Annotated in this window: 23 protein-coding genes and 1 tRNA gene; 10 read left to right on the top strand and 14 right to left on the bottom strand. The window is 64.4% G+C overall.

The features are described 5' to 3' along the window. Positions 1-5: 5 nt before the first annotated feature. Together MLB1_RS14600 and MLB1_RS14595 are read right to left on the bottom strand one after the other, a co-directional pair. The gene (locus tag MLB1_RS14600) at positions 6-374 is read right to left on the bottom strand and encodes a DUF4345 domain-containing protein (protein WP_180750560.1); all 369 of its coding nucleotides are present in this window, start codon (positions 372-374) and stop codon (positions 6-8) included. 157 nt (positions 375-531) lie between these two features. After that, positions 532-622: transfer RNA gene (locus tag MLB1_RS14595), tRNA-Ser, on the bottom strand. 202 nt (positions 623-824) lie between these two features. Between MLB1_RS14595 and MLB1_RS14590 the strand changes: the two genes are divergently transcribed. Next, entirely contained in the window at positions 825-1,118 is a 294-nt protein-coding gene (locus MLB1_RS14590; RefSeq protein WP_180750559.1) for a hypothetical protein, read from the top strand. A 1-nt stretch (position 1,119) separates the two neighbouring features. Then, positions 1,120-1,488, top strand: a complete 369-nt coding sequence (locus tag MLB1_RS14585; protein ID WP_180750558.1) for a hypothetical protein — start codon at positions 1,120-1,122, stop codon at positions 1,486-1,488. Between the two features lie 69 nt (positions 1,489-1,557). Here MLB1_RS14585 and MLB1_RS14580 read toward each other — a convergent pair whose 3' ends face one another. After that, a complete protein-coding gene (locus tag MLB1_RS14580; protein WP_180750557.1) occupies positions 1,558-2,016 on the bottom strand; it encodes a nucleoside deaminase in 459 nt (152 codons plus the stop codon). Continuing rightward, on the bottom strand, positions 2,013-2,543 hold the full coding sequence (locus tag MLB1_RS14575; protein ID WP_180750556.1) for a tRNA adenosine deaminase-associated protein: 531 nt from the start codon (positions 2,541-2,543) through the stop codon (positions 2,013-2,015). The genes MLB1_RS14580 and MLB1_RS14575 overlap by 4 nt, the downstream gene beginning before the upstream one ends. 104 nt (positions 2,544-2,647) lie before the next feature. Here MLB1_RS14575 and MLB1_RS14570 point away from each other — a divergent pair, with 104 nt between their 5' ends. Next, entirely contained in the window at positions 2,648-3,607 is a 960-nt protein-coding gene (locus MLB1_RS14570; RefSeq protein ID WP_180750555.1) for a prephenate dehydrogenase, read from the top strand. Here the strand turns inward: MLB1_RS14570 and MLB1_RS14565 are convergent. Together MLB1_RS14565 and MLB1_RS14560 are read right to left on the bottom strand one after the other, a co-directional pair. Beyond that, positions 3,604-4,194 (bottom strand): putative glycolipid-binding domain-containing protein, encoded by a 591-nt coding sequence (locus MLB1_RS14565; RefSeq protein WP_180750554.1) that lies wholly within the window; start codon positions 4,192-4,194, stop codon positions 3,604-3,606. The two genes, MLB1_RS14570 and MLB1_RS14565, sit on opposite strands and share 4 nt — an antisense overlap. Before the next feature lie 46 nt (positions 4,195-4,240). Beyond that, entirely contained in the window at positions 4,241-5,050 is an 810-nt protein-coding gene (locus MLB1_RS14560; RefSeq protein WP_180750553.1) for a class I SAM-dependent methyltransferase, read from the bottom strand. A gap of 94 nt (positions 5,051-5,144) precedes the next feature. On the opposite strand from MLB1_RS14560, the gene MLB1_RS14555 reads away from it, so the two are divergent. Next, complete coding sequence (locus tag MLB1_RS14555; RefSeq protein ID WP_180750552.1) at positions 5,145-5,807, top strand: helix-turn-helix domain-containing protein; 663 nt, start codon at positions 5,145-5,147, stop codon at positions 5,805-5,807. Here MLB1_RS14555 and MLB1_RS14550 read toward each other — a convergent pair. The 5 genes from MLB1_RS14550 to MLB1_RS14530 all read right to left on the bottom strand — a co-directional run bounded on the left by MLB1_RS14550 (position 5,739) and on the right by MLB1_RS14530 (position 9,906). Continuing rightward, entirely contained in the window at positions 5,739-6,497 is a 759-nt protein-coding gene (locus MLB1_RS14550) for an ABC transporter permease subunit (RefSeq protein ID WP_255485953.1), read from the bottom strand. The genes MLB1_RS14555 and MLB1_RS14550 overlap by 69 nt on opposite strands. Further along, entirely contained in the window at positions 6,494-7,147 is a 654-nt protein-coding gene (locus MLB1_RS14545; RefSeq protein ID WP_180750551.1) for an ABC transporter permease, read from the bottom strand. Before MLB1_RS14545 ends, MLB1_RS14550 begins: the two co-directional genes overlap by 4 nt. A gap of 1 nt (position 7,148) precedes the next feature. Then, entirely contained in the window at positions 7,149-8,255 is a 1,107-nt protein-coding gene (locus MLB1_RS14540) for an ABC transporter ATP-binding protein (protein WP_180750550.1), read from the bottom strand. 4 nt (positions 8,256-8,259) lie between these two features. Beyond that, a complete protein-coding gene (locus MLB1_RS14535; protein ID WP_180750549.1) occupies positions 8,260-9,192 on the bottom strand; it encodes an ABC transporter substrate-binding protein in 933 nt (310 codons plus the stop codon). Positions 9,193-9,255: 63 nt separating this feature from the next. After that, positions 9,256-9,906: a helix-turn-helix domain-containing protein gene (locus MLB1_RS14530; protein WP_371750627.1), complete on the bottom strand. Its 651-nt coding sequence runs from the start codon at positions 9,904-9,906 to the stop codon at positions 9,256-9,258. Between the two features lie 59 nt (positions 9,907-9,965). Between MLB1_RS14530 and MLB1_RS14525 the strand changes: the two genes are divergently transcribed. The 4 genes from MLB1_RS14525 to MLB1_RS14510 all read left to right on the top strand — a co-directional run bounded on the left by MLB1_RS14525 (position 9,966) and on the right by MLB1_RS14510 (position 13,620). Then, on the top strand, positions 9,966-10,748 hold the full coding sequence (locus tag MLB1_RS14525) for an SDR family oxidoreductase (protein ID WP_180750548.1): 783 nt from the start codon (positions 9,966-9,968) through the stop codon (positions 10,746-10,748). Beyond that, positions 10,745-11,827 (top strand): dihydrodipicolinate reductase, encoded by a 1,083-nt coding sequence (locus MLB1_RS14520; RefSeq protein ID WP_180750547.1) that lies wholly within the window; start codon positions 10,745-10,747, stop codon positions 11,825-11,827. The genes MLB1_RS14525 and MLB1_RS14520 overlap by 4 nt, the downstream gene beginning before the upstream one ends. Before the next feature lie 102 nt (positions 11,828-11,929). Next, complete coding sequence (locus MLB1_RS14515) at positions 11,930-12,298, top strand: lipopolysaccharide assembly protein LapA domain-containing protein (RefSeq protein ID WP_180750546.1); 369 nt, start codon at positions 11,930-11,932, stop codon at positions 12,296-12,298. Positions 12,299-12,318: 20 nt separating this feature from the next. After that, on the top strand, positions 12,319-13,620 hold the full coding sequence (locus MLB1_RS14510) for a threonine/serine exporter family protein (RefSeq protein ID WP_180750545.1): 1,302 nt from the start codon (positions 12,319-12,321) through the stop codon (positions 13,618-13,620). Here the strand turns inward: MLB1_RS14510 and MLB1_RS14505 are convergent. After that, entirely contained in the window at positions 13,610-14,845 is a 1,236-nt protein-coding gene (locus MLB1_RS14505) for an acyl-CoA dehydrogenase family protein (protein WP_180750544.1), read from the bottom strand. The genes MLB1_RS14510 and MLB1_RS14505 overlap by 11 nt on opposite strands. Before the next feature lie 48 nt (positions 14,846-14,893). Between MLB1_RS14505 and MLB1_RS14500 the strand changes: the two genes are divergently transcribed. Next, the gene (locus tag MLB1_RS14500; protein ID WP_180750543.1) at positions 14,894-15,577 is read left to right on the top strand and encodes an SHOCT domain-containing protein; all 684 of its coding nucleotides are present in this window, start codon (positions 14,894-14,896) and stop codon (positions 15,575-15,577) included. 17 nt (positions 15,578-15,594) lie between these two features. Then, entirely contained in the window at positions 15,595-16,266 is a 672-nt protein-coding gene (locus MLB1_RS14495; protein ID WP_180750542.1) for a histidine phosphatase family protein, read from the top strand. A 16-nt stretch (positions 16,267-16,282) separates the two neighbouring features. Here MLB1_RS14495 and MLB1_RS14490 read toward each other — a convergent pair whose 3' ends face one another. Further along, positions 16,283-17,131, bottom strand: a complete 849-nt coding sequence (locus MLB1_RS14490; RefSeq protein WP_371750626.1) for a metal-dependent hydrolase — start codon at positions 17,129-17,131, stop codon at positions 16,283-16,285. Then, positions 17,124-17,774 (bottom strand): TetR/AcrR family transcriptional regulator, encoded by a 651-nt coding sequence (locus MLB1_RS14485; RefSeq protein WP_180750540.1) that lies wholly within the window; start codon positions 17,772-17,774, stop codon positions 17,124-17,126. The genes MLB1_RS14490 and MLB1_RS14485 overlap by 8 nt, the downstream gene beginning before the upstream one ends. Between the last annotated feature and the right edge of the window lie 47 nt (positions 17,775-17,821).

The following is a 17,821-nucleotide window of genomic DNA, read 5'->3' as shown; positions in this document are numbered from 1 at the left end:
CATCATCACACGACGACGCCAATGACAAGGGCGGCCGCAGCAACCTCGACCAAGAAGTAGAACCAGATCGGATAGAAGGATGTGCCCTCGTCCAGGATCCGGGAAAGCAGCCTGCCCGCCGCCATTCCACCAAGAGCCACGCCGACGGTCAGTGCCGCACCATTGCGAAGCTGGTCATCCCCGGTGGCCGTCCAGAACAGCAGACCCGCCATGGCCAGTCCAAACCCGCCGTACACAGCCCGGATCTCCGAGCGGCTGACCGCGCTCTCGATGGCAATACCGAACGGCCGGACGAGTGCCGCGGGCATGGCCAGCGCGTACACCCCCATACCCAGCATGAATACGCCGACAAGAATCAATGCCACATCCCGCACTGCCACTCCCTCGCTCGATTTTCGGATCGGCATCATCGTGACCGCAGTGCGGGCCGGACGCTTCCGAAAACCTGCTACAGGTGGGTGGCAATCTGGGCTACGCCGCGGGCGTCCCAGGACATGAGCACTCCCACCTGCGTAAACGCTTAGGGAGTTTTGGCGGTGGCGGAGGGATTTGAACCCTCGGACGGGGGTTACCCGTCACACGCTTTCGAGGCGTGCTCCTTAGGCCGCTCGGACACGCCACCGCCGAAGAGACTACAGGCCGCACCCCGGAATACCCGAATCGCGCCCAACCGCGCAGGCGAGCATTGGTTATCGGCGTAAGCCACTCCAGCGTTAGCAACGGACCACTCACATGCACGGATCCGCATGGCTGGCAGGTGATTCCCAGCTGCTTGTACGAAATCGGGGCCACGGTTCCCAGCTAGATGGCCTTCCATCGTGGTTGTGAAAGTTCTCGTTGGAATCGCAGCAGCCGCGGCCATCGCGGCAGGCGGACTTGGCTTAGCAACGACCGCGAATGCGGCCCCGGCACCGGCCATTCCCGCCCCTAGCTATCACTGGTGCCCGGGCGAGTTCTGGAACCCGATCTGGGGTTTCAACTGGGAAGGAGGCGATTGCCACGACGACTGGCATCGCGACCGCGACGGAGATCGCCATGACCGCGACTGGCGCGGCGACGATCACCGCGATTGGCATGACCAAGACCGAGATTGGCACGACAGAAATTGGAGACCCTGACATGAAACTTCTTCTAGGAATTGCCGCTTCCGCGGCCATCGCTGCCGGCGGTTTAGGCCTCGCAGCGACCGCCAATGCCGCCCCGGCCCCGGAGCTTCCGGCCCCCACCTACCACTGGTGTCCCGGCGAGTTCTGGGACCCGATCTGGGGCTTCAACATGAACTGGGGCGAATGCCACGCGGACGGGATCCTCGACCGCGATCGCCCCGGTGATTGGCGCGGTGACGACGGCCGCTGGCGCGACAACGGCCCCGGCCCGGGTGACAACCGTGGGCCCGACCGTGGCCCTGATCGCGGACCAGACCGTGGGCCCGACCGCGGTCCTGATCGTGGACCCGACCACGGACCTGGCAACAACTGGGGCCACTAAACCCTCCCCGAACCGGCCCGTCCGGTGCGCGCCGCGACCCCCCGACCCAGCGCGCACCGGGCGGGCCACCTACCGCTTGGTGGCGAAGAATTCCTCGAGCAGCGCCGCGCATTCCTGCGCCAGCACGCCACCGCGCACCTCCGGGCGATGCGCTTGCCGACGGTCCCGCACCACATCCCACAGCGATCCCACTGCCCCTGTCTTGGGCTCCCACGCCCCGAACACCACCCGGCCGACCCGAGCCAGCACCAATGCCCCGGCGCACATGGTGCACGGCTCGACGGTCACCGCCAGCGTCGCACCCTCCAACCGCCAGCCGTCGCCATGTTTCGCGGCGGCCTGCCGTAGCGCCAGAATTTCCGCATGCGCCGTCGGATCACCAAGGCGTTCACGCGCATTAGCAGCCCGAGCCAATTCGGTTCCGTCGGCGGCGTAGATCACCGCACCGATCGGGACATCGTCGGCACCGGCCTCCCCGGCGGCCGCCAGTGCGGCGCGAATCAGCGCCTCATCGTCTAGGAACGTCACCGATCCAGCTTGTCGAGCACCGCTCCGAGTTCGTCGGCGAAGCCCATCCGGGCGGCGATCATGCCGAGCTGCTCATCGGGGTAGAGGTCGGTCTCGCTGAGGATCACGCTGAGCACCGGTTCAGGCAGCCCGATATCGGAGAGCAGGCCCAGTTCGCCTTCCTCCCACGGATCGACATCGTCGAGCTCATCGGAATCGAGCTCCGGGACAGGAACATTCAGCCTGTCGAGCACCTCGACAGCGATGTCGTAATCAATGGCCGCAGTGGCATCGGAGATCAGGAGGTGTGTTCCCGAGGGTGCCGGACGAATGATGATGAAGAATTCCTCGTCCACATCCAGCAGTCCGAAGACCGCACCGGCGCTGCGTAGTTCACGTAGCTCGGTTTCGGCTGCCGCCAAATCGGTGAGCGCCGCGGCATTCAACGATGTCACCCGCCAGTGGCCTTCTTCGCGCACGACGGCCACACCGAAGCCCTCCAGGCTTTCGGTATTGGGCCCTACGGCCTTTGCGCGCTGTGCGTCCATGGGCAATACGGTAGTGCCCCAACCTGGGTTGTGACCACAGTCCTGAGGCTCTTCGCGCGTGCGGCTCATCGCACAACTTTGGTGACCTATGCCAACCTGATGGGGTGAACGCCGCCGAACACGACCACCAACACCCCCCGATCTGCGTACTTGGCCTCGGGCTCATCGGTGGTTCCCTGGTCCGGGCGGCCGCCGCCGCGGGCCGGCATGTCTGGGGATACAACCGTTCTGCCGAGGGTGTCGACGCCGCGCGAGCGGCGGGTTTTGACGCCACTGCCGATCTGGATCTGGCGCTCCGACGTGCTCGCAACGCCCAGGCGCTCATCGTGCTCGCGGTGCCGGTACCTGCCCTGTCGGCGCTCCTTACGCGCATCGCGGAACTAGCGCCGGAATGCCCTCTCACCGATGTCACCAGTGTGAAAGCCGCTGTCCAACAAGAGGTGTCCCGGCACGGCCTGGCGCAACGATTCGTCGGCGGCCACCCCATGGCGGGGACGACGGACTCCGGCTGGAGTGCCGGCGACGCACGGCTTTTCCGCGATGCGACCTGGGTGGTCAGCGTCGACGAGCGCGTCGATCCGCAGGTATTCGCACAGGTCACGCGGCTTGCCCTGGACTGCGGTTCCGTCGTGGTCCCGGCACGTTCCGAGGAGCATGACGCGGCGGCAGCGGCCATCTCGCACCTACCGCATCTGCTCGCCGAGGCCCTCGCCATCACCGCGGACGGGGTTCCCTTGGCGTACTCGTTGGCCGCAGGATCGTTCCGGGACGGCACCCGCGTCGCCGCCACCGATCCGTCGCTGGTGCGCGCCATGTGCGAATCCAATCCGCACGGTGTGCTGCCCGCCCTGGAAGAGGCAATGGCGCTGCTGGCGGCGACGTGGAACACCTTGAACGCGGAGAGCTCGGTAGAGCTGCTGGTAGAGGCCGGCCACGCCGCGCGAGGGCGGTATGAGGCACACGAACGGTTCGACATCACCGGTATCAGCCGGGCGGACGCTGATTGGCGCGAGCACCTGGCCGAGGCGGGCCGGCAGGGCGGCGTGCTGCGGATCGTGCCTTAGATCCGGACGGCGAGTCCGGGGTACTCCAGCAAGAATCCCTCGTCATCGACGATGACGGTGGTGTCGGCGACCGGCGAAACCACCTTGATGCCCTTACCGTCGTTGCGGTAGCTGATGGTGGCGGGGCTGACGACTAGATCCGGCAGCGTCACGTAGACAACCGGCAGTACCGCGCTGCCTTCCCGCTGGTAGAGGCCGGTTCGCCGGATCGGAAGCGCATTGAAGAAGGGGCTGAACACCACGTCGACGTCCAGCGCTCCGTCGAAGGTGGCGCGCTTCGCACCCTCGTGGTTCTGCACGGTCCACATGCCCTCTTCGTCCCGGGCAATCGACAGCTGCCGTTCCCGCTCCGCGACCGTGGTGGACAGGGACAACCGATTGGTGGAGCCGGTCTCGTCGGTCACCAGGTCATATGAGGCGCTGAACGCGGGGTGTGCGTCGGACGCACCGGCCACGAAGCGGCCGTGTGCGCGGATGCGTCGGCCCGATAGTTGGACCCGGGTGGATTCCATACGCGACCCGTCATGGGCGCGCCAGGTCAGGACCGCGGGCCCAGTCGCCGTGTCGGTCGAGCTGGGGTTACTCACCCGTCTACCGTAGGCGACCGCGCAAATTGCCCCGTCGCGGCCCGGATCACCCCCGTTTGTGCGCGATGTACAGCAGGTATTCCCAGTCCATCACCAGCCGTCCGTCACCGCGATCGTGTCGACGGGCCAGCTCCACAAGCGCATCGTCGAGTTCGGCGGTTCGGCTCGCCTCCTTCGCGATCCTGGCGTAGACGGCGATCGTCGGCCCGTAACAGGCCTTGAAGAAGTCGCGGAACTCCTCGGCGGTGGCGAACCGGTCCACCGTAAGCATCCGCCGCTTCACCGTGACCTCGATGGCCCGGTCGGCGAGGAGCTCCCGTACATGAGCCGGGTCACCCCACAACGGCGGCGGCTGCGCGCCGGGCGCCGGGGCGGCCGCGAACGGCCTCATGGTCGCGAACATCTGGCCGATGAATCCCTGCGGCGTCCAGTTGATCAGGCCGATCGTTCCCCCCGGCCGACAGACTCGGACCAGTTCGTCGGCGCTGTCCTGATGACGCGGAGCGAACATCACCCCGACGCAGGACACCACGACATCGAAGTCGTTGTCACCAAAAGGAAGCGCTTGCGCATCGGCTACCTGCCAATCCAATTTCACACCGGCCCGCGCCGCCGTCGCGCGACCTGCCTCCAGCAGTTCGGGAGTGAGATCGGAGGCCACCACATGCGCGCCGGTGCCCGCCGCGGGGATCGCCACATTCCCGGATCCGGCCGCTACATCCAACACCCGAACTCCGGGGGCGATGCCGGACTCTACGACAAGCACCGGGCCCAACGGCGCAATCACCTCGGACGCCACCGCGGGATAGTCGCCCAGCGCCCATAACGAAACTCTTTGGGCTGTTTCAGTGTTCATATACACAGACGCTAGCGACACCGTAGGGCCACCGGCTAGTACAAGATCTGTACCGGGACTGGTCACCGCGAGTTCGGAGGCCTACCGTTCACACATGGGTGCGTCGTACTACCAATTCTGCCCCGTCGCGAAGGCGATGGAGCTGCTCGACGAACGCTGGACGCTGCTGATCGTGCGTGAATTGCTTCTCGGCAGTGAGCATTTCAACGACATCAGGCGCGGCGTGCCGCGAATGTCTCCGACCTTGCTGTCCAAGAGGCTGGACCGACTGGTGCGCGCCGGCATCGCCGAGCGCCACGAAAACCGCTACATACCCACAGACGCGGGCCAGGAGCTACGGCCGGTGGTCGAGATGTTGAGCCAGTGGGGAATCCGGTGGATCGGCGAGATCGGGGATGAGGATCTGGACCCCAAGCTGCTGCTCTGGGATATGCGACGCCACGTCATCGGCAGCGCCGTCCCCGAGGGCCGCACCGTGCTGCATTTCAGTTTCGGCGACGTCGCGGCCGATAAGCGGCACTGGTGGCTGGTCGTCACGCCCGAGGCGGCCGATCTGTGCGATGCCGACCCCGGATTCGACGTGAATGTGGGTGTGACGGCACAGTTGCGGAGCCTGACCCGGGTATGGCGCGGCGACTCCGCGTGGTCGGACGTGCTGCGATCCGGCGAGGTGGCGCTGCGTGGGCCGTCAGGGTTGTGCCACGGCGTGCCGACATGGTTCGACCTGCCTCTCTACGCCGGCGTCCCCCGGCCCTGAGTCGTCCGGGACATCGCGCGGTACCAATCGCAGCCGCCCGCTGCCTGGAGCCGACAACCACACCGCGAAGGCCAGGATCGCATCGAGCAGCAGAGCCAGCGCGGTCACCATGATGGCGCCCACCAACGCCAAGTGGAACTGCCGGACCTTGATGCCGTCGATGAGGTACCGGCCGAGCCCGCCGAGGCTGGCATAGGCGGCGACGGTCGCGGTCGCGACGATCTGCAGGGTCGCCGTCCGCAGTCCAGACAGGATGAGCGGCAACGCGTTGGGTACCTCGACGCCGAACAGCACTTGGCGTTCGGTCATCCCCATGGCGCGGGCCGCCTCCACGACCGTGCGATCCACGTTCGCGATACCGGAGTATGTCCCCGCCAGCAGCGGCGGCACACCCAACAGCAGCAACGCGATGGTCGGCGGAACCAGGCCCAGACCCCACAGCAGCACGCCCAGCAGCAACACACCGAGCGTCGGGAGCGCCCGCAATGCGTTCACCGCACTGACCACCAGAAACGTGCCGCGACCGGTGTGACCGATGATGAGACCGATCGGCACCGCGATAACGACCGCGGCCAGGAGGGCGATCGCGGTGTACTGGAGGTGCTCACCGATCCGCACGCCCAGACCGCTATTGCCCGTCCAGTTGGACGCGGTGAACATGTAACCGAGTGCCTCGGAGAGAAAGTTCATGATGCACCAACGGCTTTCGTTGCTCTGGCCCACGGCGTGGCAGCACGACCGAGAAGCACCAGGAGTGAATCCACGACGACGGCCAACAAGAAGATGGCGACGATCCCGGCGACGATCTGACTGCTCTTGTTGGCCTGGTAGCCCTCGGTGAACCAGGTACCCAGGCCGCCGATGCCGATCACCGAGCCCACCGACACCATTGAAATATTGGTCACGGCAACGACTCTCAATCCCGCTACCAATACGGGTATGGATAAGGGCAGCTCGACCCGAATGAGACGGGCCAACGGCCGGTATCCCACCGCGGTAGCGGCGTCGCGCACCTGCGGAGCAATGGCATCGAGCGCCTCGGGTACCGCACGAATGAGAAGCGCAGTGGTGTAGAGCGTCAGGGCCACCATCACATTGGCCTCGTCGAGAATCCGAGTGGGAATGATGAGCGGTAACGCCACGAACAACGCCAGTGAAGGGATGGTGAACACGATGCTGGCGATCACCGTCGTCACCCGCCGCGCGGTCCGATACCGGTGAATCAGCGCACCACACGGAACCGCGATCGCGAGTCCAATGAGAATGGGCACCAGCGACAGCCGGAGATGGATCAGCGACAGCAGCCAGGCGTCATTGAGATGGGTGAAGAGATAATGCATCTCACCGCTTCCCGGTGCGGCGTTGTCGATCCAGCGCCATCAGGACGTCATCACCACGCACACCGCCGCGCACGCGCCCGTCCTCGTCGGTGGCGACGCCCAGCCCGGACGGTGAGGACAACGCGGCATCGAGGGCCTGCCGCAGAGTTCCGTCCGGCCCGAACAACGAACCTCCCGCGATCACGCTGTCGTACAACGACTTCCCTGAGCGGTAGACATTCGCTCCGAAGTCGTCCATCCATCCGAATGGTGTGCCGTCAGGATTACAGACAAGCACCCAGTCGCCCGGGGCGATGATCACAGTAGGTACATCCGCTTCGCCGATCAGCCTGATCTCGTGTAACGGCACCTCGCCCGCTCCGCGGAACTGCAAACTTCGGTAGCCCCGATCACGCCCGATGAAACCGGCGACGAAATCGCTTGCCGGATTGGACAACACCCGCTCGGGATCGTCGTATTGCTGTAAGACCCCACCAGGCCCGAAGACCGCCACCTTGTCTCCGAGTTTGACGGCCTCGTCGATATCGTGGGTGACGAAGACGATCGTCTTGTTGAGCTCGGCCTGTAGGCGCTGCATCTCGGCTTGCAGGTCATCGCGCACATTCGGGTCGACGGCACTGAATGGTTCGTCCATCAGGAGGATGGGCGGGTCGGCTGCGAGAGCACGTGCCACACCGACGCGTTGTTGTTGACCTCCGGAGAGCTGCGCGGGGTACCTGGTGGCCAACTTCGGATCGAGCCCCACCCGTTCCAATACCTGGAGGGCGGCCTTGCGTGCGGCGCGCCGGGATTCACCGCGCAGCACAGGCACTGTCGCCACGTTGTCGACGACGCGCTGGTGCGGCATGAGGCCGGCGTTCTGGATCACATACCCAATGCCCAACCGCAGTTTGACCGGATCGACCGTCCTGATATCGGCCCCGTCGACGGTCAAGACACCCGAGGTGAGGTCGGTCATCCGGTTGATCATCCGCATCGACGTGGTCTTGCCGCAGCCCGAGGGCCCCACGAATACCGTGAACGATCCCTTGTCGACATGCATGGTGAGATCGTCGACCGCGGTGGTCCCGTCGGGGTACTTCTTGGTGACGTTCTCGAAGGTGATCACGCGATCAGTTCCCTATCGGTTTGTCGAAACCTTTGTCCGCCAACCATTTCTGTGCGGCTTCCTTGGGGTCAACGCCGTCGTTACCGGAAACCGCGGCGTTGAGCCTGGTGAGGTCATCAGTGGTCAAGCGCGCCGAGAGCGCGTCGAGTACCTTCTTCAACTTCTCGGACTTCTTCTGCGCGTTGACCAACGGCACCAGATTGCCCGCCGGAAAGGTGAACTTGGGATCCTCCAACACCACCAGGTCATGTTCGGCGATCGCCGGTGAGGTGCTGAAGATGTTGGCTGCAGTAATGGTTCCGTCCAACAACGCTTTCACTGTGGCAGGTCCGCCGCCGTCACTGATGGCCACGAAACGGGACTCCGGGATATCCAGTCCGTAATTGGCCTTGAGCCCGGCCAGACCCACGCTGCGGTGCAGGAACTCCGAGGGCGCGCCGACCTTCACTTCCCCCGAGTGCGCCGCAAGGTCCGCGAGCGAGCGCAGATTCCATTTGTCCGCGGTGGCCCTGGTGACACACAACGTGTCGGCATCCGATGCCGGAGAAGGGGTCAGGATGTCGAGATCCCCGTCCAGCTTGCGTAGCAGCGCCAGCTCAACGTCATCGGGCTTGGTGGCGGTCGCGTCCGGGTCGAAGTAGCGCAGCAGATTTCCGGTGTAATCGCCGATCAGGTCGATCGAATGATCCTTGACCGCCGGGATGTACGTCTCGCGGCTGCCGATACCCAACTGCCTGGTGACCTGAAAGCCGTTGGTCTGCAATATCTGGGCGTAGAGCTCGGCCACGGTTTTCGACTCAGGGAAGTCCGCCGAGCCGACGATCAACGTATTGAGGTCACCCGAAAGCGGTCCTCCGCCCAGGGGATTGGCGCTACCACAACCGCTGAAGACGATCGCGGCCATGACGGCGGCGAGGAGTCGTGCGGCCCTGCGCATCCTCCGACAGTAACCGGGGAGTGGCTACCCTGCCCGGTTTTACCGTCGGGAAGATTCCGGTGGCTAACCGTCCGAGGCATCTGTTTCGGGGTTCTCGCTCGGCGCCGCCAGGAGCGATGGCAAATATTTGAGAACCGTCTCCGCCTGCTCGTCGGGAAGCAGCTGGCGTGCGAGGACATTGGCTCCGATGATCATCAACATGGTGGCGTTGGCCCGGTCATGCGCCTCCTGCTGGCCGATCTCGGGATGCTGTACACGCATCACCTGTGAGAGCAGTTCGGCACCTGTCTCACCGAAGCTCGCCCACATAGCCTGCCCCAATTCGGGATCGGTGCGCATCTGGCCGAGGAGTGCGGGGGCGGCCGCGATGACATCCGGTCGCTCGAAGAGTTCCGCTGTGTACGAGCAGGATTGACGCACCCAGTCGCCGACTCCCGCGGCCGCGCTCATCTCCTGAGTAGGGGCCGTCCAACCGAACACGGCCTCGAAGACCAGGTGTGCGCGCGACGGCCACCGGCGATACAGAGCAGGCTTGCCGACACCAGCCCGCTCGGCAATCGCAACCATGGTGGTGGCCTCCCACCCCTGTTCGACCAGGAGCTCGCGCGCGGCAGCGAGCGCCTTGGTGTCGATATCGGAGCTACGCCTGCGGCCTCGGAGCCGCACCGCCGGCGACATCGGGTCGCTGCCCACTGGTAACTCGTCGGTAGCCATTGCAAATATCGTAACACTGTGTAACGTTGAGGCGTGGGTCACATGCAGAAGGGCAGCCGATGACAGGACTTCTTTCCGGAAAGACCGTGGTGATATCCGGCGTGGGCACCGGATTAGGACGCGAGGTCGCGCTCAAGGCGCACCAAGACGGCGCCAATGTGGTGCTCGGCGCCCGCACCCGGGAAAACCTTGCAAACCTCGCGAAAGAACTCGACGACACCGTGGCCACCGTCGCCTGGGCGGTCACCGATATCAACGACGCGCAAGCATGCCAAGGTCTGATCGACACCGCCTGCGAGCGATTCGGTGGGGTGGACGTACTGGTGAACGTTGCGGCCAAGGAAGACGTCTTCGGCGGCATCGAGGGTGCGGATCTGGCGCAGTGGCAGGCGATGCTCAACACGAACGTCGTCGGCACGCTTCAACTCGTGCAGGCAGCCGTGCCGGAGCTGAAGAAGAACGGCGGATCGGTGGTCTTCATCGGTTCGCAGTCGGCCTTTCATCCGCAGCTGCCCCAGGCCGCGTATGCGACATCCAAGGGAGCGTTACAGAACGCGATGTACCAGCTCGCGAAGGAGCTGGGCCCGCACAAAATTCGCCTCAACATGGTGGTACCGACGTGGATGTACGGACCACCGATCCAGCTGTACATCGGCTTGGTCGCGCAGCAGCGCGGTATCACCCAAGCGGAAGTGCTGTCGGAGCTGACGGCCAAGTTCCCGCTGGGCGAAATGCCCGCCGATGAGGACGTCGCCGACGCGGTGGTGTTCTTCGCCTCGGACCGCGCCCGGATGGTGACCGGGCAGACCCTATTCGTCAACGCAGGAGAGTTCTTCTCATGAGCGACAAGTATCCCGTCATCCTTTGGGGCACAGGCGTAGTCGGCAAGCTGGTGATCCGCGAGCTGCTGGACCACCCGGTATTCGAGCTGGCCGCCGTCCTGGTACACGATCCGGCCAAGGAGGGTGTGGACGTCGGGACCCTCGTGGGCAGTCACCCGATCGGGCTGGCGGCGACCACCGATATCGACGCCGCGCTGGGCACCGAAGGCACCGTCGCGTACTTCGGACCGACGGCGCAGTACGCCCTGGAGAACATCGACAACATGTCCCGGGCGCTGCGCAGCGGACACAATGTGGTCTCCACCGCCATGACACCCTGGGTGTACCCGCAGGTCTGCCCGCCCGAGATGTTGGTGGATATCACGCAGGCCTGTGAGGACGGCCAGACCTCATGTTTCACTACCGGTATCGACCCTGGCTTTGCCAACGATCTGTTCCCGATGACCCTGCTCGGTGTGGGCGGTCGGGTGGATTCGGTTCTAGTGCAAGAGCTCCTGGACTACCAGTACTACAACGGCGATTTCAGCACCCCGATGGGACTGGGCGCACCCATGGACCAACAGGCGGTGCTGGAGATCCCCGAGGTGCTGATCCTGGCGTGGGGACACACCATTCCGATGATCGCCGACGCCGTCGGGGTCAAACTCGACAAGATCGACACCGTCTACGAAAAGTGGGCCACCCCAACCGAGATCGCCTACGGCGCGGAGCCCAATACCGGAACGATCACGGCGGGACATTGCGCCGCCGTGCGTTTCGAGATCCGCGGTTGGGTAGGCGGAGAGCCCAAGATCGTCATCGAGCATGTCAACCGGATCACCAACGACACCGCGCCGCACTGGCCGCGGGCGCAGTCGGTGGACAACGACGCCTACCGCATCGAGATCAAAGGCAGCCCGAACATCACCCAAGAGACCGTGTTCCGTGACGAGCGCACCGGCGACGGCGCCATCGGCGGCTGCCTGGCTACCGGGATGCGCGCCATCAACGCGATACCAGCGGTGATCGGCGCTAAGCCGGGATTCCTGACACCACTCGATTTGCCCGTAATCCCCGGACTGGGCACTATCCGGACCTGACCAGCGTCGAGTGTCGACTTTTGGCGACTTTCGCTCGTACTTTCACGCCAAAAGTCGACATTCACGCTTGCAATACCCGCTCGCGTAGCAAATGATGGACAGATGACCAGTGACCCCGGTACGACTCCGGACTCTCCGGTTGCCGACACATCGATCGACATCCCCGTCGGGGAGCAGCCACCGCTGCCCGCCACGAAGCCCGCCAAAAAGGAAGACGCGGTCAAGCGGACCCGCGCGGCGGCGACCTGGACCGGCGTCATCCTTGGCCTGTTGATCCTGATTCTGCTGCTGGTGTTCATTCTGCAGAATCTGACGGACACGACCACCCACTTCCTCTCGTGGGAGATCCAGATGCCTCTGGGCATCACGGTGTTGTTCGCGGCCATCACCGGTGCAGCGCTCACCGCCCTGGTCGGTGGGGTGCGAATCATCCAGCTGCGGCGCGCGGCGAAGAAGAACCTCAAGGCCTAAGACCGGGCTACAGTCGGCGCATGACGGCGCTGACCAGGCGCGGGCGCGCGCTGGCGCTTGTCCGGAAGACTCTTAAGGACAAGCCCGTACCGCTGGCTGACGCGAAGCATTTCGACGACGCCGAAGTTGTCACGATGCTGCGGATGCTCGGCATCGCAATGCTCGAAGTCGGCCAGCCCACCAACCTGGTGCTGGCCAAGTTGCACGACATCGCACCGCAATACACCGACAAGGAGCTGCGCGCCGTCGTCTTGCCGACTGTGCTGATCATCCAGATCGACGGTGTCACCGGACAGCTGGAAGTGGAGGAATCCACCCGCAGTACAGCGCAGCTGGATCAGGCCGGTCATATCGACACCATCGCCGATATGGCCGCCGTCGGGGCCATCGCGCCAGCGGAGGCGATCGCACGGATCTACGAGATCCGATGCCTCAAGCCACGTTTCGGGGCAATCATCACCGTGATCGGACACACCATCCTGACCCTCGGTTTCGGGCTGGCCCTTGCGCCGACCTCCTCGGCGCTACCCGCCTACCTGGTGCTGGGCTTGATCGTCGGCATGCTCATGTTGGCGACAAATCCCATGCCCACCCTGGCCGCGACCATGCCCGCCGTGGCCGCCTTCGTAGTGACGGTGCTCAGCACGTTCATCGTCGCGAACGTGCCCAGCGAGGGTCTGGCGCGCGTCGTCGCGCCGGCCCTGATTGCCGTGCTTCCCGGGGTGACCCTCACCATCGGGGCGTTGGAGCTGACCAGCACCCAGCTGATGGCCGGGTCGACCCGCATCGTGTACGGCATCGCACAACTGATGCTGTTGGCATTTGGTGTGGTGATCGGCGTGAAAGTGGCTGGACCACTGGAGCCCTCGTTACTGGGACCACCGCTGGGCAGCTGGACGATCGCGCTGGCCGTGCCGGTGATCGCGGTGGGGTTCTACCTCTACAAGTCCGCACCGCGCGGATCGCTGATCTGGCTGATTCTGGCGATCGGCGTCGCGATGCTGGGACAGCGGCTCGGCGGTCTGTTCCTGGCACCGGCGATGACGGGTTTCGTCGGGGCGGTCGCCGTCGTTCCCTTTGCCCTTTTCGCGGCGCGATTCAAGGGCGCCCCTTCGGCAATCGTGTTGCTGCTCGCGGCGTTCTGGTGTTTGGTGCCCGGTGCGCTGAGCTTCGTCAACGTCAGCGAGGTCGCCGCCACCGGCCACGCCAACCTCGCCGCGCTGCTCGATACCTGCATGGCGATCTTCTCGATCGCGCTGGGACTGCTGGTGGGGGCGAGCCTGCACCGCGGTATGCGCTACGCGCTCGCCGTCACTCGATAGCGTGTTTCGCAAGCTCGATCCGGGCCACTACCCCACGGTGCACCTCGTCGGGGCCGTCGGCCAGGCGCAGTGCGCGGGCGTTGACCCAAGCCGCCGCCAATGGGAAATCATTGGAAAGACCTCCGCCGCCATGGATCTGGATCGCCATGTCGATGACCTGCTGCGCCATGTTCGGTGCGGCCACCTTGATCTCGGACACTGGCGACAGCGCCCCCATGATGCCCACGGTGTCCAACAACCAGGCGGCATGCAGCACCAACAGCCGGGTCTGGTTGATGGCAATGCGGGCGTCGGCGATGCGTTCACGGTTTCCGCCGAGGTTCACCAAAGGTTTTCCGAATGCGGTGCGGTCCAACCCCCGTCGGCACGCATGCTCCAGCGCCACCTCGGCAAGGCCGATCAAGCGCATGGCATGGTGCACCCGGCCGGGCCCCAACCGCCCCTGGGCGATCTCAAATCCCTTACCCGGTCCCGCGATGAACGCATCCGCAGAGAGCCGCACATTGTCGAAGGACACCACACCGTGCCCGCCAGGCTCGTCGTAGAACCCCATCGTGGGCAGCATCCGTTCGACGGTGACGCCGGGGGTGTCCATCGGGACAAGGACCATCGAGTGGCGCGCGTACCTATGCGCAGTGGGGTCGGTGAGCCCCATGAAGATGATCACCTTGCAGTCGGGATGACCCACACCGGTGCTCCACCATTTACGTCCGTTGATGACCACCTCGTCGCCCTCGACGACGGCGGTGGCCGCCATATTCGTGGCATCGGAGGACGCGACATCGGGTTCGGTCATACAGAACGCCGAACGGATATCGCCCTCCAGCAGGGGTTCTAGCCACATCTCCTTCTGTTCCTGGCTGCCATATCGGTGCAGTACCTCCATGTTCCCGGAATCCGGTGCGTTGCAGTTGAATACGGTAGGTGCGAACAGTGATCGGCCCATCTGCTCGGCCAGTGGCGCGTACTCGGAGTTGGACAGTCCGCCACCAAGCTCGGGGTCGGGCAGGAATAGATTCCACAACCCAGCGGACCGAGCCTTCGTCTTCAACGCGTCCAACTCTGGCGGCACCGCCCACAGCTCGGCCGTCGTACCCGCGCGGGCGCCCAGCAGTTCGTCGTGGTGAGCCAGCACGGCGCGCTCCACCGGCATGACCTCCCGATCGATGAACTCCCGGACGGCGGTGGTCAGTTCGGCAGCGCGGTCAGACGGGGCGAAGTCCATCCGTCCGATGCTAGAGGCGCAGTCACCCCACATGACAGACTTCGGCACATGAGCATGCGCCTGGCCTCCGTACGGGCACTTACGACGCTGACGGTCGGCGGGGTTATCGGCATCATCGCCACACTCATCCTCAACGTCTTTGTATTCGACAAGTTCGACGCCTATGGCGAGGTGAAGATCCCGGGTACCACCCAGCTGGAACTGCCCGCCGGCGAGGTGACCGTCAGCTTCCACTCCTGGGTCTCGGGTGACAACGGACTGCTCATCCCCCAGCTGGGCATGTCGATCTTTCCGCCGGCCGGAGTGGCGGAGCCGCAGGTGCGCGAGAGTATCGGGAGCTCGACAACGGTGAACGGCGATGCCCGCAGGCGGGTATGGGTCGCACAGATCCCCGCCGCCGGTACGTACGACGTGCAGGTAGAGGGTGAGATCAACGGGTTCGTCAATCCTCGACTCGCATTCGGCCACGGCAGCCCATATTGGGCCCTCACCTGGCTTTTTGCCGGACTGCTGGGCGTGGCGATAATCGGTTGGATCGCCTATGTGCTGACGCGGTCGCGCACTACCCATCCGTCGTCTCCGGCGGGCCCTCAACCCATCGCATCCTACGAACCGTCCGACAGCGGTATACGCCTCGAGCAACTTAAATCGCTTGCCGCCCTGAGAGATTCCGGTGCGCTCACAGAGACTGAGTTCGAGGCCGAGAAGCGCCGCGTGCTGGGTGGCGGCTAGTCGATACGATGCCTCTCATGGGCGTCATCTATCTGGTCCGGCACGGTCAAGCTGCCAACTACTCGAGCAGTCCCGATAGCCCGCTGACCAGCATCGGACAGCGGCAGGCCGATACCGTCGCGGCCGAGCTCGCCCGCCGCGGTCTGGGCGGCACCCGAATCCTGCACGGCGGGATGAAGCGACAGCGGCAGACCGGCGACGCCATCGCGGTGGCGCTGGGAAGCGAGCCGCGACAGGACGACCGGTGGGACGAGTACGACTACAAGGAGATTGTCGGCAACTCGCGGATACGACGCCTGGCGTCGGTCAACACGGTCAAGAGCCTGGCCAAGGGCGATACTCAGGCCGTTCTGGAGGACGGTCTGGCGCAGTGGGCGAGCACCGATTCATCCGGTGAGTACGCCGAGAGCTACACGCGGTTTCAACAGCGCGTGCTCGCAGCGATGGCCGATATCGCGGCATTGAGCGGTGACACCGTGGTGGCCACGTCCGCGGGGGTGATCGGGATGATCGTCGCGGATCTGTGGGGCGGAACCGTTTCCAATTGGCTTACCGCCCAACGTGTTGTCATCAACTCGTCGATCACTTCGGTGGTCAACGGCAAGCGTGGATTGAGCCTGCTCTCCTCTAACGATCACACCCATCTGATCGGAGATGGCGGTAATCGAGATCTGGTGACCTACCGATAGCGCGTGAGCCCAGCCGTTAGGCCAGGTTGTTGGCGAGTTGTCCTGTCTCACCGAATAACTCGGGCCGCCACTGATTCAGCAGGGCCGTATTGTCAACGTCGTCGGGATGGAACCCTACTGTGTTGTACTGCTGGAATCGCTGGCGGACAGAGCGTTTCAGGAACGGCGAACGGCGCAGATTCCACAGGCTACGTAGCAGCCGAACCGGGTTGTAGGTAGCCGGGTCCCGCAGCAGAGACAGCGTGGTGAAGGCCGCGATGCTGCCGAAGAAGGTGAGCGTCACCATTCGCATGGTCCAAATACGGCGTCGTTCAGTGCCGCCGACGGTGCGGTACACGTCGAAGGCGACGGCACGGTGTTCGGATTCCTCATAGGCGTGCCATAACAACATCTTTCGCACCTCCGTGGACCCCAACAACGCCTGCGCATCCTCGTCACCGAGCAGCGATTCCGCGAAGACGGCGGTGAAGTGCTCCAGCGCTGCTGTCATGGCAAGGCACGTAAGCGGGGAGAATCTACGCTCGTCCCACCGCAGCGCCCTTCCGGTGAATCGGTCGTTCCATCTTGTCGGATAGCCCATCTGCTGCAGCCGTTCATTGAGCGCGACATGCTCGCGGCTGTGTGTCACTTCCTGCCCGATGAAGCCCTTGACCTGGTCCTTGAGCACAGGGTCCGTCACCTCGTCGGCGTAGTGGCGCACCGACCGGACGAAGAAGTCCTCACCCTCGGGGAAGGTGGAGGACAGATATGCGATGACGTGGCTCATCACCAGGTCGTCCTGGACGTAATGCCTTCGCAGGCCGCCGTCGGGATAGTTGAAGTGGATGCGGCGCGCGCGGATGGGAAGCGTCGTGGTTTCAGTCATGAGCATTTCCTTTCATTCGGTACACCTGGGTCACTGTTGCGATCAACAACGCACGCACCTCGGCAACCTTCTGACGAGGGCCTTCCTGGACCAGGTCGTAGAGACTGAGCCCGTCATAAAGCGCGGTGATGCTGCGCAGCACCACATCACCGAATGGTTGAGCGACCACGTCGGGGAAGACCTCGGCGGCCGATATCCGCAGTACCTCGATGTACTTGTCGTCCCAGGACTTCATCAAGGAGCGCAGCTCGGAGTCATGGCGGGCGGCGATTGACAGTTCCATCAGGGCCCGGCATTCGGGCTGCTCGTAGAAGGACCACAAGATGTCGAGTGCCGCCGCCGGAGTGCGTTGCTCTGGCTCGAGCCGAGCCATCTGCGACTCGAATTCGAGGGCGCGTTTGGCCACCAGGTGCCCGGCCGCGGCGTTCACGAGCGCCGCCTTGGTCGGGAAGTGATGGGCAAGTGCGCCACGGGACACCTTGGCCCGTCGAACGACGTCATTGGTGGAGGTGGCTGCATAGCCCTTGTCGACGATGCACCACAAGGTCGCCTCCAGTAGCCGCAACCTCATGGCCTCTGCCCGCTCCGCACGCGGGATGCGAACCCTCTCATCGGAGTGCCTTCGAGTTCTGCTTGCGGTCACGGCGTCACGGTAGCCCCGTTTTCACAGGCAGGCAAGCCTGCCTGTCA

Source organism: Mycobacteroides sp. LB1, assembly GCF_013449725.1.
GTDB lineage: Bacteria > Actinomycetota > Actinomycetes > Mycobacteriales > Mycobacteriaceae > Mycobacterium.
The sequence above is the reverse complement of the archived record's forward strand: the minus strand, read 5'-3'. Positions and strand labels throughout refer to the sequence as shown.

Excerpts from the sequence above, each read along its gene's own strand:
- MLB1_RS14585 (WP_180750558.1), top strand. The coding sequence starts at position 1,120 with ATGAAACTTCTTCTAGGAATTGCCGCTTCCGCGGCCATCGCTGCCGGC.
- MLB1_RS14575 (WP_180750556.1), bottom strand. The coding sequence starts at position 2,543 with ATGGACGCACAGCGCGCAAAGGCCGTAGGGCCCAATACCGAAAGCCTG.
- MLB1_RS14560 (WP_180750553.1), bottom strand. The coding sequence starts at position 5,050 with ATGAACACTGAAACAGCCCAAAGAGTTTCGTTATGGGCGCTGGGCGAC.
- MLB1_RS14555 (WP_180750552.1), top strand. The coding sequence starts at position 5,145 with ATGGGTGCGTCGTACTACCAATTCTGCCCCGTCGCGAAGGCGATGGAG.
- MLB1_RS14550 (WP_255485953.1), bottom strand. The coding sequence starts at position 6,497 with ATGAACTTTCTCTCCGAGGCACTCGGTTACATGTTCACCGCGTCCAAC.
- MLB1_RS14545 (WP_180750551.1), bottom strand. The coding sequence starts at position 7,147 with ATGCATTATCTCTTCACCCATCTCAATGACGCCTGGCTGCTGTCGCTG.
- MLB1_RS14535 (WP_180750549.1), bottom strand. The coding sequence starts at position 9,192 with ATGCGCAGGGCCGCACGACTCCTCGCCGCCGTCATGGCCGCGATCGTC.
- MLB1_RS14530 (WP_371750627.1), bottom strand. The coding sequence starts at position 9,906 with ATGGCTACCGACGAGTTACCAGTGGGCAGCGACCCGATGTCGCCGGCG.
- MLB1_RS14525 (WP_180750548.1), top strand. The coding sequence starts at position 9,966 with ATGACAGGACTTCTTTCCGGAAAGACCGTGGTGATATCCGGCGTGGGC.
- MLB1_RS14520 (WP_180750547.1), top strand. The coding sequence starts at position 10,745 with ATGAGCGACAAGTATCCCGTCATCCTTTGGGGCACAGGCGTAGTCGGC.
- MLB1_RS14515 (WP_180750546.1), top strand. The coding sequence starts at position 11,930 with ATGACCAGTGACCCCGGTACGACTCCGGACTCTCCGGTTGCCGACACA.
- MLB1_RS14510 (WP_180750545.1), top strand. The coding sequence starts at position 12,319 with ATGACGGCGCTGACCAGGCGCGGGCGCGCGCTGGCGCTTGTCCGGAAG.
- MLB1_RS14505 (WP_180750544.1), bottom strand. The coding sequence starts at position 14,845 with ATGGACTTCGCCCCGTCTGACCGCGCTGCCGAACTGACCACCGCCGTC.
- MLB1_RS14500 (WP_180750543.1), top strand. The coding sequence starts at position 14,894 with ATGAGCATGCGCCTGGCCTCCGTACGGGCACTTACGACGCTGACGGTC.
- MLB1_RS14495 (WP_180750542.1), top strand. The coding sequence starts at position 15,595 with ATGGGCGTCATCTATCTGGTCCGGCACGGTCAAGCTGCCAACTACTCG.
- MLB1_RS14490 (WP_371750626.1), bottom strand. The coding sequence starts at position 17,131 with ATGACTGAAACCACGACGCTTCCCATCCGCGCGCGCCGCATCCACTTC.